This window comes from Actinomadura graeca, assembly GCF_019175365.1.
Classification (GTDB): Bacteria; Actinomycetota; Actinomycetes; order Streptosporangiales; family Streptosporangiaceae; genus Spirillospora; species Spirillospora graeca.
In genome coordinates this window covers 5,800,818-5,818,065 of sequence record NZ_CP059572.1, presented here as the reverse complement: position 1 = coordinate 5,818,065, position 17,248 = coordinate 5,800,818, and the positions used below count along the sequence as shown (strand labels likewise).

12 protein-coding genes are annotated in these 17,248 nt (G+C 70.2%); 10 read left to right on the top strand and 2 right to left on the bottom strand.

The window, feature by feature from the left end; all coding sequences use genetic code 11:
- Positions 1 to 43: 43 nt before the first annotated feature.
- Positions 44 to 3,061, bottom strand: coding sequence for a GDSL-type esterase/lipase family protein (locus AGRA3207_RS25750; RefSeq protein WP_231329583.1), 3,018 nt, complete (start codon positions 3,059 to 3,061; stop codon positions 44 to 46).
- A 633-nt stretch (positions 3,062 to 3,694) separates the two neighbouring features.
- On the opposite strand from AGRA3207_RS25750, the gene AGRA3207_RS25745 reads away from it, so the two are divergent.
- Positions 3,695 to 4,399: a DUF899 domain-containing protein gene (locus tag AGRA3207_RS25745; protein WP_231329582.1), complete on the top strand. Its 705-nt coding sequence runs from the start codon at positions 3,695 to 3,697 to the stop codon at positions 4,397 to 4,399.
- Between the two features lie 157 nt (positions 4,400 to 4,556).
- Here the strand turns inward: AGRA3207_RS25745 and AGRA3207_RS25740 are convergent, their stop codons facing one another.
- Complete coding sequence (locus AGRA3207_RS25740; protein ID WP_231336390.1) at positions 4,557 to 4,832, bottom strand: MerR family transcriptional regulator; 276 nt, start codon at positions 4,830 to 4,832, stop codon at positions 4,557 to 4,559.
- A gap of 827 nt (positions 4,833 to 5,659) precedes the next feature.
- On the opposite strand from AGRA3207_RS25740, the gene AGRA3207_RS25735 reads away from it, so the two are divergent.
- The 9 genes from AGRA3207_RS25735 to AGRA3207_RS25695 all read left to right on the top strand — a co-directional run bounded on the left by AGRA3207_RS25735 (position 5,660) and on the right by AGRA3207_RS25695 (position 17,012).
- Positions 5,660 to 5,815 (top strand): hypothetical protein, encoded by a 156-nt coding sequence (locus AGRA3207_RS25735; RefSeq protein WP_231329581.1) that lies wholly within the window; start codon positions 5,660 to 5,662, stop codon positions 5,813 to 5,815.
- A 424-nt stretch (positions 5,816 to 6,239) separates the two neighbouring features.
- On the top strand, positions 6,240 to 6,578 hold the full coding sequence (locus tag AGRA3207_RS25730) for a TraR/DksA family transcriptional regulator (protein ID WP_231329580.1): 339 nt from the start codon (positions 6,240 to 6,242) through the stop codon (positions 6,576 to 6,578).
- A 480-nt stretch (positions 6,579 to 7,058) separates the two neighbouring features.
- Complete coding sequence (locus AGRA3207_RS25725; protein ID WP_231329579.1) at positions 7,059 to 7,730, top strand: NAD(P)H-binding protein; 672 nt, start codon at positions 7,059 to 7,061, stop codon at positions 7,728 to 7,730.
- Between the two features lie 1,175 nt (positions 7,731 to 8,905).
- Positions 8,906 to 11,776 (top strand): helix-turn-helix transcriptional regulator, encoded by a 2,871-nt coding sequence (locus AGRA3207_RS25720; RefSeq protein WP_231329578.1) that lies wholly within the window; start codon positions 8,906 to 8,908, stop codon positions 11,774 to 11,776.
- Positions 11,777 to 11,949: 173 nt separating this feature from the next.
- Positions 11,950 to 12,981 carry a 3-oxoacyl-ACP synthase III family protein gene (locus AGRA3207_RS25715; RefSeq protein WP_231329577.1) on the top strand — a complete coding sequence of 344 codons (1,032 nt, stop codon included), beginning with the start codon at positions 11,950 to 11,952 and terminating at the stop codon, positions 12,979 to 12,981.
- Positions 12,981 to 14,909 carry an HAD-IIIC family phosphatase gene (locus AGRA3207_RS25710; protein ID WP_231329576.1) on the top strand — a complete coding sequence of 643 codons (1,929 nt, stop codon included), beginning with the start codon at positions 12,981 to 12,983 and terminating at the stop codon, positions 14,907 to 14,909. Before AGRA3207_RS25715 ends, AGRA3207_RS25710 begins: the two co-directional genes overlap by 1 nt.
- Positions 14,906 to 15,133: an acyl carrier protein gene (locus AGRA3207_RS25705; protein ID WP_231329575.1), complete on the top strand. Its 228-nt coding sequence runs from the start codon at positions 14,906 to 14,908 to the stop codon at positions 15,131 to 15,133. The genes AGRA3207_RS25710 and AGRA3207_RS25705 overlap by 4 nt, the downstream gene beginning before the upstream one ends.
- Positions 15,130 to 15,906 carry a 2-oxo acid dehydrogenase subunit E2 gene (locus AGRA3207_RS25700; RefSeq protein ID WP_231329574.1) on the top strand — a complete coding sequence of 259 codons (777 nt, stop codon included), beginning with the start codon at positions 15,130 to 15,132 and terminating at the stop codon, positions 15,904 to 15,906. The genes AGRA3207_RS25705 and AGRA3207_RS25700 overlap by 4 nt, the downstream gene beginning before the upstream one ends.
- Positions 15,903 to 17,012 (top strand): alpha/beta fold hydrolase, encoded by a 1,110-nt coding sequence (locus AGRA3207_RS25695; RefSeq protein WP_231329573.1) that lies wholly within the window; start codon positions 15,903 to 15,905, stop codon positions 17,010 to 17,012. Before AGRA3207_RS25700 ends, AGRA3207_RS25695 begins: the two co-directional genes overlap by 4 nt.
- The last annotated feature ends 236 nt before the right edge of the window (positions 17,013 to 17,248 follow it).

Genomic DNA, 17,248 nt, shown 5'->3' with positions numbered 1-17,248 from the left:
CGGCCTGTTTGAGGCCGCAGGACCGTCGTGTGGGTCACGCGGACTATGGGTGGAAGGTGTCGAAGTAGTTGGCCGGGAGTTTGTTGAGCCAGGCGTGGGTGACTCCGGTCCAGCCGATGCGCACGAAGTCGGCCTTGCCGTCTCCGTCGAGGTCGGCGAACTGGATGTCCTTGGGCGGCAGGTCGCCGTCATCGGCGATCTTGCCGATGTCGCGGTAGGTGCCGCCCGAGCCTCTGGGCCCTTCGTTGATCCAGGCCCTGGCGCCGCCCTTGAGGGTGATGAGGATCCGGTCGGCGCGCTTGTCACCGTTGATGTCGGCGTACCTGATCTCTCTGGGGTTTTGCAGAGCGCCGCTGATCTGCTGGGGAGGGGTCCAGTCCAGGAAGTTCAGTTGCCGCTCGGTGGCGAAACCCCGGTTGTACCAGGCGGTCGTCGAGCCGTCCGGCTTGATCAGCAGATAGTCGTCGCGGCCTCCGCCGGTGACGTCGGCGAACCGGATCTTGGTGTTCGGGTCGATGTTCAGCCGCTCTCCCGCGGAACCGTTGGAGTAGACGTGGGTGTTGTCGCGGGGTTCCATGCACATGCGTGAGCCGGACGGGTTGTCGGCCTTCCACGTGTGCAGGTCCACGGTGCCTTTGAGGTCGACGACCATGCAGTCGGGAAAGCCGTCGCCGTCGAGGTCACCGAACCGCAACTGATTGCCGACCGCCCCGGTCCGGGGCTTGTAGGAGTTCTGGCCTTCGACAAAGGGGACCCAGGCCTTACCGGACGGGCCGCCGTTCCACCAGAACCGGAAGTTCTGGTTCTTGTCGACCGCGACGAACTCGGCCTTGCGGTCCTGGTTGATGTCGACCAGCCAGAACTTGTCGCTGGAGGGGAACTGTTTGGCCTGGATGACCCCGCGGTCCTCCCAGTGCGGGCCCAGTTTGGAGCTCTTGTCATCGGTGCCTGTGCCATCGTCGGTTATGCCGCAGGCGTCGGACACCTCTTCGGATTTCTGGTAAACAGGATCGACGAGCCGTCCCTGCCCATTCGCCTCGTTGGCCGCCTTGACGAACGCCGCGCCGATCTTGTCGTAGCCCTGGTCGGTGGGATGGTTGCCGTCCGGGCCGATGTCGGACAGCTGCAGTCCGGTGTCGACCCACATGACGTTCACACCCTCGTCCCCGAGCTTTTCCACCAGGCCGGGGATCTTGGCGTTGAAGGACTTGCCCCGCGCGTCCCAGGCCGGGTCGGGGTAGGGCTGTACTCCGGCCACCAGCACGAGGGTGTTATCGGCGTCTTTGCTGATCTGCCTGATCAGCGATTCCAGCCGTCCGATCGCGCCGTCCATTTGATAGTTCTGGTTGACGTCGTTCCCGCCCGCGATGAGTGTGATGATGTTGGGTTTGTAGAGCTTGACGGAGCAGCTGGCCTTGTCGGCGATCTCATGGATCTTGCGTCCCCGCCAGCCTTCGTTGTCCCTGTCCGCCATCCGGCCGGCCCGGACCGAGCCCACCATGTCCACCTGGGGGGTGTCGTCGGTGTCGTTCATGAGCTTGGCCTTGGTGCCCCCCTCGCCGGTCTCCCCGCCGTTGCGTTCGGCCAGGTCTTGCAAACCCTGGTCGAGGACGTCTCGGTAGCCGTTTCCGTCCGAGCTTTTCTCGCCATAGGTGGTCGATGACCCCAGCGGCATGGCGCGGTAGGCGTACCGCTGCTCGTTACGGGGGCCGACGATCCAGTTCTGGGCCGATGCCATTTCGATGGCGGAGTCGAACGCCTCGGCCATCTTGGTGTACCCGCGGTCATTGAGGTTCAGGCCGTCGCCGGTCAGATCGTCGGTCGTGATCTCGCGCATGTCGACCAGGCCGACGTGCTTGCCGGCTCTCGCCCGCTGCGCGACCACGCTTGGGATCTGCTTGTTGAAGGAAGTGATCCTTTCTTGGACGGCCTCGACCCGTGCGGGCGCCAGCGTGGACACCAGCACCGTGGCCTTGGGGGCGTCCTCAAGAATCTGGTCGATCAACGACCCCAGCTCGGCGGCGGTGCCGGCGATCCCGCCGCGTTCCATGTCGGTGGTCCCGGCGTTGAGAAGGACGACATTGGGCTTGTACTGCGGGACCGCGGTATCGGCCCTGCGCGCGATCTCGCTGATCGTCGCGCCGGGATGGCCCTCGTGGTCGGGGTCGGGCGTCTGCCCGGACCGCTGCGAGCCGACGAAGTCGAAGCTGTGGACCTCGTTGATCGTCCTGCGGCGCAGTTCGTCGCGGAAGCCGGATCCATGCGAGCTGCCGAGGCCCTGGATGCGGACGTCGCCCAGGGGCATGACCCCCAGATCATCTATCCGTTCGGTGGTGTCCGCCGGCCGCACCCCCGTCTGCTGGTAGATCCATCCCTGAATGGCCTGCAGCGCTACCGCGAACTGCTGCGGGCCATGGAGGCCGACGTAAACCCCTTGGAGCCTGCCGTTACGGATCACACCGGCGCCGGAGTCACCTTGGAGGGGGGTGCCACGGACCCCTTGCATCTGCAGCAGCGCCCCGTCGGGGCCCCAATCGCGCATGGGCGGCACAGCGCGGTTCAGCTCCACTTCGAGCCTGGCGGTTCTGAGCTCCAACGCCGGCACACCGCCGGGCTCGGTCGGTCCGAAGCCGTGGATCTCGACCTGCTGATAGATCGGCGGCCTGCGGGTGTCGTCGTAGGCAATGCCCGCGTTCCAACCCACCGCAGTGTCGAGCTGAAGCAGGGTGACATCGGTGTTGGGATGCGGCACATTGCGTCTCACGTCCATGTGCGCTCCGAGGCCACGGACTCTGCCGCCGACCCGAACCGAAATGGTCCCTGTGGCGGGCACGCAGTGCGCTGCTGTGAGGACCCAGTTCGGCGCGATGAGCGTTCCGGTGCATCTGTAGTTTCCATCCAGCAGCACCTCGACCTGCCCCCAGGAGGCCAAGGCCGCTTCACCGTTGATGACGGCGCGTGCGGGCGGCGCGGCCGGGGCGCCCAGGACGGCCAGCACCGCGATCAGCGCTATGGCCAGGCCGCGCGACCACGGTCTCTCGCGGCCGACCCGTCTCATCATGATGTACCCATTCGTGGTTCATTCCGTTCGGAGGTGACGTGAACTCGACAAACACTTTCGTGCCTGCGGAACGGCATACGAGTTCCTCACCGTCCTTTTCGTGGAACGCGCCCACGTGCGGCGAACCGTTCGCGGCGGGCGGTTGCTCAACAGGCATGCCGATACAAGTGAATTTGCCTGTACAGGCCCCGGCACTCAATCCCGCCTACGGGAACCACCCGGTACAGCCAGCGCTACCACCGTCCGCCGGAATGACGTCAGGCCCGCGTGACCGTTGTCGCCACGCCGTGGGACTTCGCGGCACGGCGGGCTTGAGCCGGAGAACTCGGCGTCTACTGCCCACCGCTGGTGCAGATGTTGGACGCGACCGACCGGCAGCCAGGCTTCCTGTCCCCCTGCGCACGCAGCGCCGCAGCGCCGCAGCGGTAGCAGCGGACGGGCGATCTCCTACAGGCCATCGAGGACGATCCATCCCGCTCGTTTCCCTCCCTGCCCCGATCGCGCCCGACTCACCAAGTAGGACTTGGTCTCAATCGGTACGGGATTCGACCGACTGGACCCGGGAGCGATGACTTCCGCACCCCTCGGTGGTCAACACAGTTGCAGGAGATCCATCCGAGAGTGGGAGAAACCGTGACCGAGCAGACCACCAACGCCCTACCCCCGGTCGTCGACCGGCAGACCTGGCAGGCCGCGCTCGACGACCTGCGTCTGCGGGAGAAGGCCGCCACCCGTGAACTCGACGCCATCGCTGCGCAGCGCCGCAGGCTGCCGATGGTCGAGCTCCCGGACTACACACTCATCGGTCCGGACGGCCCGATCCGGCTGGTCGACGTCTTCGACGGGCGCTCCCAGCTCATCGTCTACAACCACATGTGGTCCGACGGCGCGGAGTGGCAGTGCGGCGGCTGTACGGGACTGACGTCGCAGTACGTCCGGCTGGGCTTCCTCGACAACTACGATGCCCGGTTCGTCATCGTCACCAACGGGCCCCTCGAAGAAGCACTGGCCTACAAAGCCAAGGTCGGCAACACGATGGACTGGTACTCGTCGTCGGAAAGCCCGTTCGGTGCTGACGTGGGCGCGCCCCCCGGCGCGGGCTTCGCGGTGAACGTGTTCCTGCGCAACGGCGACAAGGTCTACCGGACCTGGCACACCGACGGCCGCGGTACCGAACAGCTCAGCTACACCTTCGCGTTGATCGACGTCCTGCCGTGGGGCCGCCAAGAGGAATGGCAGGACTCACCTGACGGTTGGCCGAAGTCGCCTACTTATTCCAAGTGGCTCGACTCTCCCGATGTCGCCCGGCTCTACGGCCCGGACGGAGACGCAACGTAGTTGTCCTTGATCAGGAGTGGGAGACCGTAGGGCGACAGTTTCGTGCTGCACGTTGCCCTGCGCGGCCGTGCACGCGGACTCGATCGAGCGCGTATATCGCGAGGATCGAGGGGGCGGGGGTGTCGGTGGAAGTGTTGGTGCGGGCGGCCGTGGCCGATCAGTCCCGTTCGGTGTCCTGGCTGATGCGCTGTTGGAGCTGGGTGTTGATGCGCTGGGCTTCGGCGAGCTGGTCTTCCAGGATGATGATCCGGCAGGCCGCCTCCAGAGCGGTGCCCTGGTCGACAAGGTCGCGGGCGCGTTGGGCCAAGCGCAGCTGGTACCGGGAGTAGCGGCGGTGACCGCCGGGCGAGCGTTGCGGGACGAACAGCTTGGCGACGTCCAGGCCGCGCAGGAACCCCGGGGTGACGCCGAGGATTTCGGCGGCACGGCCCATGCTGTAGGCGGGGTAGTCCTCATCGTCCAGCTTGTCGTCCAGCCTGCTGTCGAGCCCGGTGTCGGGGCCCTCCTGTGCTGGGTGGGTGCCGAACCCAGACGGTTGAGGTGCTCTCACAAAACCTTCCGTAGTGTCATAGGTGTACGTGCCGGATGCGTTCCGGGGAAACGACGGGCCCCGGCGCCAAAGCGGCGCCGGGGCCATGAGGTACAACACCATCTATCCGGCGCTGCGGCCGGTTAGCTTCCACGCCAGCCGCCGGAGGCGGGGGCGCGGGGATCGCGGATGCGTGACCGTAGACCACCGTCCAATCTGTGGGGCTGCGGTACCCGCGCGGCGTGATTCGAGCCTGCGACGGGCGATCCCGATGGTGCCGACGACCTCCTTCCGTATCTTCCCTACCTGCGTTACCACTTGCCTTCACATCGCCGGCGACCTGTCGGCCGCCAGCCGCGCGGCCAGCTGCCGGGGTCCCTTTCACTGCGTTGACCTCGGCACGTCTGGCCCGCGTCATCCATCCGTGCGGGCAGTTCGTCATCTGCCACGTCTCATGGACTTGTTCCTCTTCGATGTCAGGAAGACTACCCCACTCCGCCGCGAATATCTACCTCGGTGGGCACAGATTTTCGGGGAGCGGCTGATGCGGTTATCTGCCGCCGGTGCGGAGACATGTACCGAGCTCGGGTCTGCGCGGCCGTGTGGTGGGTGGTTTCAGCAGGTGAGGCGGGTGACAGCGCGGCCCGGGGTGGCGGTGGTGGCGATGTACTGGTCTGGCGGATGCGGCGCAGAAGACGGCGGCACGTTCCCGGTGGCCGGGCAATGATCAGATGGCGACGATCTCCGAGCTGACCGGGGGTCGGCCGCCCCGCCGCCACGGCGGCAACGCGCCGGAGGTCATCAGCGGCCGGGTCGCCGACCAGCAGACTGCTGGCGGCACGCGGCACGCGGCAGGCGGCCGAGAGGAACGCCACCATTCCGTCTGACGCCACCGTGGACGAGGGCGGCCCCCTGCTGGCGGGACCTGAACAAGGTCGACAGTGATGAGGCCCGCTCCGATGAGTACCCGCGTGCGCTGCATGGGGACGGAGTCGGCGGCATCCGTCTCGATCTGCAACTTCCCCAGGATCATCCGCCGCGCCCCAGAGGACCTGTCTTCGGTATCCCGCCGCATGCGATCGCCCGCCGGGGCCTTGGGTGGTCTCTCACTCCTGATCCACGGTGATGATCAGCACGAACCGGTCTTCAACAGCCTGAGCAGCGCGTCCTGCTGAGTCATGGACGTAGCCGGGTGCCGGGGAACCCGGGAACACAGCCTGGGTGCCCTGCGGTTGTGCTGACCATGAGCGCGTGCTCGCAGGCAGCACGGCGTCGCGTCCGGGAAGAAGCGTGGGGGGCATGGTGACTGATATGGCGACCGCAAAGGAACGCCTGATCGCTGACCGTGCCAGCACGCTGGAGCTTCTGGCGTCCTTGAGCGGGGACTGGGACGGTGTCGTTGAGGCTTCGGCTCAGGCCAATGCGGACGACGAGCACGACCCGGAAGGCGCCACCATCGCATTTGAACGCGCCCAGGTCGAGACATCGTTGGTCCGGGCCCGCGCACGCCTGGCCGACATAGAGGCCGCGCTACTCCGGCTCAGTGAGGGCACCTACGGAACCTGCGAACAGTGCGGCGGCCAGGTCGGGGCGGAACGCCTGGCCGCCCGGCCGTCCACCCGTACCTGCTTCGCCTGCGCGAACACCTGACCCACTCGCAAGAGCGTCGGCCAGCCCCAACCGCAACGACCTCCAACCCTGAAGCCCGGCATCGCCAGCACGACGGCCCGAATCCTCATGCAACGTCAAAGCCGACTCGGCCACCCGACGTCGCAACCCACCGGCTTCGTTCCAAGCGCAGGATTACTGACTCGATCGGTCGAGTACACGAACTCATCGCGGCCAAAAGGATGCACCGTGCGCGAGTCGGCTAGTACGAGTGGAACTGGAGGCCCGCCGACCGCGCTGGCTGGCTGGCAGCCCGCATTTGCCGGAGAAACTCCAGCCGGGGCCAGGAAGCTGACTGAGGACAGCATTGATCCGACCAGACCTGTAGACCAGGTGGGCCTGCCACGATCACCAGCCGCTGCACGGCGGCTTTCCGGAGGGCTTGCAGGTCCCGATCGGGAGCTGGCGGGGTCTGGGCGTTTAGGGTGGCCTGCCACACTGTGATCGGCTTCTTGGAGCGGTATGAGGATCGTCATCGCGGGCGGCCATGGCAAGGTCGCACTCCGGCTGACCCGGCTTCTGGCCGGACGCGGCGACGCCGTTGTGGGCATCGTGCGCAATCCCGGCCATGTCGGCGATGTCAGGCAGGCGGGCGGTGAGGCCGTGGTGCTCGACCTTGAGCGTGCCACCGTCGAGGAGGTGGCCGCCGCCCTCGCCGGTGCCGAAGCCGCCGTCTTCGCGGCTGGGTCGGGCGACGGCGCTGACGCGGCACGTAAGGACGCCGTGAACCGGGCCGCCCCCGTGTTGCTCATGGACGCGGCGGAACAGGCTGGTGTGCGACGGTTCCTGCACGTCAGCTCCATCAATGTGGGCTGTGCCGACAATCCCGACATCGGCGAGGGGTACGCCACCTATCTGCGGGCCAAGCGCGCCGCCGAACGGGAGATCATGACCCGTGACGGGCTCGACTGGACGTTGCTGAGACCCGGCGTGCTCACCGACGACCCCGGGACCGGCACCGTCCTGCTCACCGTCGGGCAAACGGTCGGCAGTGCGGTCCCCAGGTTCGACCCGGTTCCGAGGGACGACGTGGCCGCCGTGCTCGCCGCGCTCCTCGACCGGCCCTACACCGCCGGACGCGCCTACGTTCTGGTCGGCGGACGGACCCCGATCGACCAGGCCCTGACCGCCTAAGCCTGTTTCGGGGTGAGGTAAGCGGTGGGCCGGTGTCGGCGTTCCATGCTTGTGCCGGGTCCTCGGTGTGGGACTCGGCGCCGTTGCATGGGAGTCGTCGGGGCCGGCTGGAGGTGTCGTGCGCCACGGTCGTGGTGAATGGCGTCATGCCGGGTGGTCCGCTCCTAGCCGATGCGGGGATCCGTCGGCTGATCAGGCCGACAGCGCGGACACCGTCCTCGACACGGCTTTGCGCGAGCCCGCACGTGATGCCGGTGGGCGGCGGGCGCCGGCCAGGCGCGCGTTTGAAGGGTTGCGCAAAGTAAAAGGCGGCGGCTTCGGGGGATGCACGTTTTGTCGGCGCCAAGCTGGTGGCGCATATCTGTTGGGTCTGTCTACGAGAGTTTTCTGCGGGTGGGCGCTTGGGGGGACAGACCCGTGACTCTCCGGCACGGTCTCCGCTTCCTGATCGGTCCCGGTGGCGCGGGGTCCTGGGCCGCGGGTGCCCAGCCGGACAACATGACTCTCTCGGATTCCTTCGACGGTTCCCTTCCAGGACGGTGTCGGGCTGATCTTGCGGCGGCCCGGGCGAGTGCCACGCGTCGCAGACCGGGTCCGGGACATGTCCGAAATCCCGTTACGTGATCGACCGAGAACGGGTGGGCGCGACGAGGGAGGTACGGGGACGCCCGCGATGACGTCATCCTTCCGGGGGCTTCGAGTTGACCGGTAACGGCCATCCGCAGGCGTACGGACGACGCGCGCGTGCCGGGATGCGGACGGCGAAAGCCGGGCTTCTGACGAATAACCAGTTCACACGTGCCACTTCCCTGATAAGGCGCGACATAAGACAAAGACCGAGGACGTCACAATGTGCTACTTCCCGGTCACCCGATGCATCGGCGGGCCGGTTCCCTTCCGGGGGCGGCGGACGGCTTGCGCGTAGGATTAACGGTAACGAGCGCCGCTCCGTCACTCTCCCCCGGAAGAAGCCGCCAGAGACGTTGGGACAAGCGTTGTGACGTTCCATCGGCATTGCCGAGAATTGTTGTGCGTGTGCTGCGAAGAAAGAGGGCCCACTCCGACCGCCGGGCGACCCAGGACCGATTTTCCGTGTAAGCGTTGCGGACAAGACCGCGATCATTAACTCCTGCCAGAACCGTGCCGCGGCTCGCACATGGGAGGTCTTTTCATTGATGGGCCGTACACAATCCATAGCGCGATCACGATCGGAAGTCGTCCGGCACGGCGAGACGCGGCGGCTGCACGGCGCGCTCGACGCGCTCGACCAGGGGCAGGGCCAGATCATCGAGCTGGTGGGAGAGCCGGGGATCGGCAAGACCCGGCTGCTCGCCGAGATGATGGGCGAGGCGCATCGCCGCGGTTTCGGGGTGTTCCACACCCGCTGCACCGAGTTCGAGCAGGGCATCCCGTACCAGGTGTTCGCCCATCTGCTGGCGGCGAGGCCGATCACCGAGCGGCTCCTGCGCCTGCCCGCCGACGACCGCAACCTGATCGGCAAGGTCGTGACGCGCCCGCAGACCGGGTGCGCCGAGTCCGAGCGGCCGGCGGCCTGGCACCGCTACCGGCTGTCGTTCTCGATACGCACCCTGCTCGGGGGGCTGTCGGAGAAGGTCGTCCTGGTCATCGAGGACTTCCACTGGGCCGACGCCGAGTCGGTCGAGCTGATCGACTACCTCGTCCGGCGGCCGGTGGACGGCCCGCTGCTGATCATGATCGTGCACCGGCCGCGGCAGGCGTCCCCGCGGCTGCGCGGCACCCTCGCGCACGGTATCGAGCTGGGCTCGGTGACGCGGATCGAACTGGGGCCGCTGTCGCTGGAGCAGTCGGCGCGGCTGCTCGGCATGCCCTGCGGGGAGCCGAGGCTCGCGGAACTGCACATGGCCAGCGGGGGTGTCCCGCTGTACCTGTCGGCGCTGGCCGCCGACGGCCACGCGCTCAACGGCGGCCTGCCGTCCGGCGACCCCCCGGCGCACCTGTCGGGCCTGCTGCTGGGGGAGATCGCCGCGCTGGACACGCGGGAGTCGTTCGTCGCGGCGGCCGCGGCGGTGCTGGGAGAGCACTGCGTGATGGACACCCTGATCGAGGTCGCGGAGATCGGCCCGGGCGAGGTCGAGAAGGCGGTCGACGCGCTCATCGCCCGGGACGTGCTGCGTCCCGCCAACGGCGGCGCGGGCTTCACGTTCCGGCATCCGATCATGCGGTGGGTCGTCTACGCGAACGCCGACCTGACCTGGCGGCTGTGCGCCCACCGCAAGGCGCTCACGGCGCTGGCCAAGCGCGGGGCGTCCACGGCGGAGCAGGCCGTGCACGTCGAGCGCTCGATCGCCCGCGCCGAGACGCCGGACCTGGACATCCTGACGAGGGCCGCCGAAGAAGCCCTGCTCACCGACCCCGAGCGGGCGTCGCACTGGCTGGAGGTCGCGCTCCAGGCGTTCCCCGAGGGACGGATGGAGCCGCGCAAGCGGATCGAGCTGCTGCTGTTGCGCAGCCGGACGCTGGGCCTGGCCGGACGCCTGTCGGAGAGCCGCGACCTGCTCCACCAGGTGCTGCGGGCGGTCGGTGACGATCACCGCGACCTGCGTGCCTCGACGGTGGCGTTCTGCGCGGTGATCGAATGCCTGCTCGGGCATTTCGCGGAGGCGCGGGCGCTGCTCGCGGGCGAGCTGGACACCATCCTCACCTGCGAGAACCCGCCCGCCGAGGCGGCGACCCTGCTGATCGAGCACGGGATCATCGGCGCGTTCGACGGGCAGATGCCGAGCTGCGAGCAGGTGAAGTCCGCCGTGCGGCTGGCGCGGCGGCACGGGGACCGGGTGGCCGAGGCGGGCGCCCTGGTCCTCAACGGGCTCTGCGACGCGTTCAACAGTGTTCCTACGGCCCGCGCCTCGCTCGCCGCGGGGTCGGAGTACATCGACCGGCTGTCGGACGCGGAGCTGGCGACCCGCCCCGAGTACCTGGGGCTGCTCGGGTGGGCCGAGACCCTGGCGGGGCTCTTCCAGGACTCCCAGCGGCACTTCGCCCGCGGCATGGACATCGCGCGCAAGTTCGGACGCAGCTTCATGCTCCCGGCCATGCTCCTCGGCCTGGGCAACGTCCACCGGCACACCGGGCACCTGGCGGACGCGCGGCGGACGGCCGTGGAGGCGCGGGAGCTGGCCGAGCGCTTCAACGCCGAGCACCTGTCCGGCCTGGCGCTGGCGCTGGAGTCGCTCGCCATGGCCGAGGGCACCGGCGAGGGGGTCAGCGAGACGGCGGTGCGCCTGGCGGAGCAGGCGTTCTTCATCCTGCGCTCGCGGGACTTCTTCTGGAGCATGGCGGGGGCGATCGCGGTGGCGGCCGCGGCCTGGTACGACGGCGGCCCGCGGCGGTCCATGATCCTGCTGCTCGACGCCGGGGGCGGCAGCGACCTGCCGCGCATCCCGCCGTTCCAGCGGGTGCAGGCCCTGACGCTGATCCTCGCGGCGTCGCTGGCCGTCGGCGAGCCGCTCCCGAAGTGCGCGGACCTCGCCGAGGAGGAGGCGGCGGGGCTCGACCTGCCGTCGCCGCGCGCCTACGCGCGGGTGGCGCGGGCCATGATGCTGAAGCACGAGGGGCGCTCCGCGGAGGCCGCCGCGGCCTATCAGGAGGCCGCCGACCTCTTCTCCGAGGCCGGGATGATCCACGCGCAGTCGAGGGCGCTCCTGCTGGCCGCGCACGACCTCTCCCGGGACGTCCCACGCCACGAGCCGCGCTCCAACCTCGTCCTGGCCCGGGAGCTGGCACGCCGCTGCGGCGCCGACCGGGCGGCGGAGGCGGCGGAGCGGCTGCTGCGGGATCTCGACACCTGCACCGCCGAGGCGGCGCCACACGCGGACCTGTCCGTCCTCACCGAGCGGGAGCGTGAGATCGCCGGCATCGCGGGGACCGGGCTGCGGACCCGCGAGATCGCCGCCGCGCTCTCCCTGAGCCCGCGGACGGTCGACGTCCATCTGACGCGCATCTACCGCAAGCTCAGCATCAGCTCGCGGGCGGCGCTCGCGCGGCTGATGGCCGAGTCCGGCTGATGGCCGAGTCCGGCTGACGGACGTCCGGCGGAGCCCGGCCGATGGCGGGGTCCGGCTGATCGCCGGGCCCGGCCGGGCGTCCGTCCCGGGGGGCTCTTAGGTCACGTTTAGGCGTGCCGGACAGGATGTGCGGCGATGCGCAAGCCTGTTCGACCCCAGGGGAGGAACCGGGGATGGACGCGTCGGACATCCGTATCCTGTCGGCCGGGACGGCGTTGCCCGGCCCGCCGGTGACCAACGCAGAGCTCGCCGGGCGTTTCGGCATGGACGCGCTGTGGGAGCAGTGGGTCGAGGTCTTCATCGGCACCCGGACCCGGCATCTGTCGGTCGATCTCGGCACCGGCGAGATCCGGTCCACGCTCGCCGATCTGGGCGAGCGGGCGGCGCGGCGGGCGCTGGACGCCGCCGGGCTCCGGGCCGCCGACGTCGACGTGGTGGTGATGGGGACGGCGACGCCCGACACCCTCATGCCGACGACGGTCAACGTCATCGCCGACCGGCTGGGGATCGACGGGATCCCGACCTACCAGTTGCAGAGCGGCTGCTCGGGTGCCGTCCAGGCGCTGGAGGTGGCCCGGCACGCGCTGCTCGCGGGCGGGCACCGCACGGCCCTGGTCATCGCGGGCGACAGCTGCGCCAAGCATTTCGACCTCGGTGCCGACCTGCGCGCCATGGCGCCCGCGGAGCTGGTGAACGTGGTGCTGTTCGGCGACGGCGCCGGGGCGGCGGTGCTCACCGCGGACGCGCCGCCCGGCTCGGTGGCGGTCCGCCGGGTGCTGACCAGGTTCACCGGGCGGGGCCGCGCCGCGGGCCAGACGGTCGAGTGGTTCGGCCTGGCCGAGCGGGAGTCGCGGCGCGCGGCGGTCGCGGAGGACTACAAGGCGATCGAGGAGTCGGTCCCGCGGATGTCGGCGGAGATCCTTGAGGAGCTGCTGGCGGATCTGCGCTGGAAGGCGTCCGACGTCGACTACGTGCTGCCGCCGCAGCTCTCCGGCCGGATGAGCGAACGCATCGGCGCACGGCTGGACCTGCCGCTGGCGGAGGAGATCGCCTGCGTGGAGGAGACCGGGAACTGCGGCAACGGGCTGCTGTTCTTCCAGCTGGAGCCCGCGCTGCGCCTGCTCGACCAGGGCGACCGGGTGGTCGGCATCGCGGTCGAGTCGAGTAAGTGGATCAAGGCGGGTTTCGCGTTGGAGCGGGTTTGATGGGCGCCGTGCCCACGGGCATCGGGCAGATCTCCGCGTGGCTGCGGTCGGGACGGCTGGCGGAACGGTACCCGGAGGTGCCGGGGCTGCTCACCGGCCTCGACGCCGGGGAGCTGGCGCACGCCGGGCGGCTGCTGTCCCGGCTGGACCCCGACGAGGTCGCCCGGTCCCATCCGGGGGTCCCGTCCGTCACGGTGGCGATCACCGGGCACGGGACGCTCGCCCCGCTGGTCCCGGCCCTCACCGCCGAGCTGGCCCGGCACGGGCTGCTGCTGCGGCCGGCCGCGGGCGACTTCGACGGCTACGTCTTCGAGCTGTCCGACCCCGGCAGCGCACTGTACGCGGCGGACCCCGACCTCGCCCTCTGCGTGCTGGACCCGGCGGTGGTGTTCGACGAGGTCGCGGCGCCCTGGCGTCCCGAGGACGTCGAACGCGTGCTGGCGGGCAAGCTCCGCCTGATCGAGGGGCTCGCCGGGCGCTTCACCGGCACCGCGCGCGGCACCCTCGTCCTCAACACGCTCCCGCTGCCGTCGCAGTTCACCGCGCAGCTCACCGACCACCGCTCCCGCGCGCGGCTCGGCGCGGCCTGGCGGGAGGCCGGCGCGGCCCTGCTGCGCCTGTCCGAGGCGCACGAGTCGCTGGTGACGATCGACCTGGACGCGCTGGTCGCCGAGGGCATCCCCGTCACCGACCCGCGGATGGACCTGTACGCCCGGATGCACCTGTCGGCCGAGCTGCTCGGCCGGTACGCGCGCGAGATCGGGCATCTGGCCCGCCACCTCACCGGCCGTACCAAGAAGTGCCTGGTCGTGGACCTGGACGGGACCCTGTGGGGCGGGGTGCTGGGCGACGACGGACCGGAGGGCATCGAGGTCGGGGACGGCCGCAGGGGCGAGGCGTTCAGCGCCTTCCAGCGGACCGTGAAGCAGATCGGGTCCCAAGGGGTGCTGCTGGCCGCGGTGAGCAAGAACGACCCCGAGCCCGTCCGGCAGGTGCTGCGCGAGCATCCCGGGATGGTGCTGCGTGAGGACGACTTCGTGCGGGTCGTCGCGAACTGGCGGCCCAAGCACGACAACCTCGCCGAGCTTGCCCGCGGCCTCAACATCGGCGTGGACTCGCTCGTCTTCGCCGACGACAGCGACTTCGAGCGGGGCCTGGTCCGGCGGGAGCTGCCGGGCGTCGCGGTGATCGACCTGGACGGGGAGCCCGCGCTGCACGCCGGGCGGCTGCTGGCCGACGGCTGGTTCGACTCCCGCGACCTGACCGCCGAGGACCGCGCGCGCCCGGCGCGTTACCGCGAGGACCTCGCCCGCCGCGACTTCCTCGACACCTTCGACTCGCTGGAGGGCTATCTCGCCGAGCTGGACGTGCGGGTCAGGCTGGAGCCGGTGACCGAGGCGCAGGTCCCGCGGGTGTCACAGCTCACGCTGCGGACCAACCAGTTCAACCTGACGACGCGGCGGCTCCAGCCGGCGGACGTGCGCGCCCTCGCCGCCGATCCGGACGCGTCCGTGCTGGCCGTCCACTCCGCCGACCGGTTCGGCGACAACGGCCTGGTCGGCGCGGTGTTCCTGCGCCGGGACGGATCCGTCCTGCGCATCGACAACTTCCTGCTGAGCTGCCGGGTCTTCTCCCGGGGGATCGAGCAGGCGTGCCTGGCAGCCGTCCTGCGGCACGCGGCGGCGACCGACGCGACGGCGGTGCTGGCCGGTTACCGGCCGACCGCCAAGAACGGCAAGGTCCGCGACTTCTACCCGCGGCAGGGCTTCCGCCGCGTGGGCGGTGACGGCGTGGACGACCACGACGAAACCGGGGACGGCGGGAACGGGGACGGTGGAGCGGCGGAGTTCCGGCACGACCTGCGGTCCATCGCCGCGGCGCCCGCGCACCTGCGGCTGATCGACGGCCTGGGAGGAGAGACACGGTGACCACGATCGACGACTTCCTCACCCTCGTCCGGGACGAGCTGGGACTGGAGGTGACATCCGCCGACGCGGAACGGAGCCTGGACGAGGTCGCGGGCTGGGACTCGGTGCACCTGCTGGCCCTCGCCGGGGCGCTGGAGCGGGCGACGGGCCGCGGGCTGGTGCTGCCCGACCTGCTGGAGGCGGGGAGCCTCGCGGCCATCTACCAGGTGGCGGTGGCGGCATGACCGGCCCGTCCGTGACGCCGCTCCCCCGGGAGCGCCGGCACACCCTGTACTTCCTGGACGAGGTGCGCGCGTTCGCGCCGGTCTTCCTCGACACCGAGGTGGAGATGACCGAGCTGGCCGCGCACCGGGCGTCCGCGGACCGGCACTATTCGACGGTGACGTACGCCGTCCACACGGCGGCGCGGGTCCTGGCCCGCCATCCCGACGCCAACGCCGCCGTCCGGGGGCGGCTCAACCCCCGGCTCGCCCGCTATCCCGGCGTCCACGCGAAGATCACGCTGGACAAGACGCTGAACGGGCGGCGGGTGGTGCTCTCGGCCGTCCTGCGGGACGCCGACAAGGCGGGGCTGGACGAGCTGCAACGCCAGGTGGAGCGGTACCGGGACGGCGACCCGGCCGGGATGGAGGAGTTCGCCGGGCTCCGGGCGCTGCACCGGCTGCCGGTGCCGGTGGGCCGTGTGGCCTTCCGGCGGGTGGTCCGGCCGCTGCGGGGCCGGGCGGACCGGCTCGGCACCTTCGCGGTGACGTCGCTGGGGCACCGTCCGGTCGACGGGTTCCATTCGGTGGGCGGCACCACGGTCACGCTGGGCCTGGGCAGGGTCGCCGACCGTCCGGTGGCGCGGGACGGGCGGGTGGTGGTCGCGCCGACGATGCGGCTCGGCCTCGCCTTCGACCACCGTGTCATCGACGGCGCGGAGGCCGCGGACGTGCTGGCGGAGATCAAGGACGGGCTGGAGTCGTTCAAGGCGCCCGCAGAGGACGGCCCCCGGTGAACGACATCGCGGAACTGAAGCGGTTCGTGCTCGTGCACGCCCGCGCGCAGGGCATCCCGGGACGCGAGCACCAGTCGATCCTGCGGCACGTCGAGTCCGACGACGGGGACGAGCCCGGCTCGTGGGTGCGGGCGTGGGTCGGCGCGGGGACGGCGCTGGAGCGGCGCGGCCGGTACCTGGACGCCTGCCGGCGCTACAACATGGCCCGCTTCCCCTACGTCGACGGGCCCGCCCGGCAGGACGCCCTCGAACGGTGCGTCGCCGCGTTCGACCGGTGGCGGGACGGCACGGGGATCGAGCGCCTGGACGTCGACCTCGACGACGGCCCCGGCGGCGCGCGGGTCCGCTGCTGGACGACCGGCCTCGACGCACGTGACCGCCGCCCGTTGCTGCTGGTCATGGGCGGGATCGTCAGCGTCAAGGAGCAGTGGGCGCCCGTGCTGGCGCAGGCGCGCAAGCTCGGCCTGGCCGGTGTCGTCGCGGAGATGCCGGGGGTGGGCGAGAACATGGCCCGGTACGGCCCGGGGAGCCGGGAGCTGCTGCCGCGCATCCTGGACGCCGTGGCGGACCGCGCCGACACCGCCCGGACCTACGCCGTCGCGCTGAGCTTCAGCGGCCACCTCGCGCTCGGGTGCGCCGCCGGCGATCCCCGGATCCGGGGCGTCATCACGGTGGGCGCGCCGGTCGGCGGGTTCTTCACCGACGCCGCCTGGCAGCGGCAGGTGCCCCGCATCACCATCGACACGCTCGCCCACATCAGCGACGTCTCGTCCGGAGACGTCCACGGACATCTGCGCGGCATGGCACTGGACGGCGACCGGCTCGCCGCCCTGGACGTGCCCGTCCACTACATGGCCAGCCGCCGGGACGAGATCATCCCGGCCTCGGAGACGGAGCTGCTGCGCCGTCACGTCCGCGACCTGCGCCTCATCGAGAACGACGACGTCCACGGGTCGCCCCGGCATTTCGTCGAGACCCGGCTGTGGATCGTCCGCTCGCTCCTGGAGCTGGGCGGCACGCACCGTCCGCAGCGCGCCGCGCTCGGCGCGCTGCTCCGTGCGCAGCGGGCGCGCAACCGGCTCACCCCGGCCCGTCCCGCCCTCTGATCCCTGAAGTACCGCTCCCGAAGCATCGTCCCTGAATCACCGCTCCCGAAGCACCGCTCCCGAAGCACGGGCCCCCGAGGGCGTTTTCCGGCCCCGGGGGCGCTGGCGCATGGGCCGGCGCGCCGGCCGCCGTGGTCCCGGATGCCACCGCCTTTTAGGTCTTCTCAAGGGTGATCTTTAGCTCGTCCCAGCAACCTGAGGGCCATGGCAGGACCGCCGTTCACCGCGAGAGGTTC

Coding starts and splice junctions, on each gene's coding strand:
- AGRA3207_RS25715 (WP_231329577.1), top strand. CDS start 11,950: ATGGACGCGTCGGACATCCGTATCCTGTCGGCCGGGACGGCGTTGCCC.
- AGRA3207_RS25725 (WP_231329579.1), top strand. CDS start 7,059: ATGAGGATCGTCATCGCGGGCGGCCATGGCAAGGTCGCACTCCGGCTG.
- AGRA3207_RS25730 (WP_231329580.1), top strand. CDS start 6,240: ATGGCGACCGCAAAGGAACGCCTGATCGCTGACCGTGCCAGCACGCTG.
- AGRA3207_RS25735 (WP_231329581.1), top strand. CDS start 5,660: ATGGCGACGATCTCCGAGCTGACCGGGGGTCGGCCGCCCCGCCGCCAC.
- AGRA3207_RS25740 (WP_231336390.1), bottom strand. CDS start 4,832: ATGGGCCGTGCCGCCGAAATCCTCGGCGTCACCCCGGGGTTCCTGCGC.
- AGRA3207_RS25720 (WP_231329578.1), top strand. CDS start 8,906: ATGGGCCGTACACAATCCATAGCGCGATCACGATCGGAAGTCGTCCGG.
- AGRA3207_RS25700 (WP_231329574.1), top strand. CDS start 15,130: ATGACCGGCCCGTCCGTGACGCCGCTCCCCCGGGAGCGCCGGCACACC.
- AGRA3207_RS25710 (WP_231329576.1), top strand. CDS start 12,981: ATGGGCGCCGTGCCCACGGGCATCGGGCAGATCTCCGCGTGGCTGCGG.
- AGRA3207_RS25750 (WP_231329583.1), bottom strand. CDS start 3,061: ATGATGAGACGGGTCGGCCGCGAGAGACCGTGGTCGCGCGGCCTGGCC.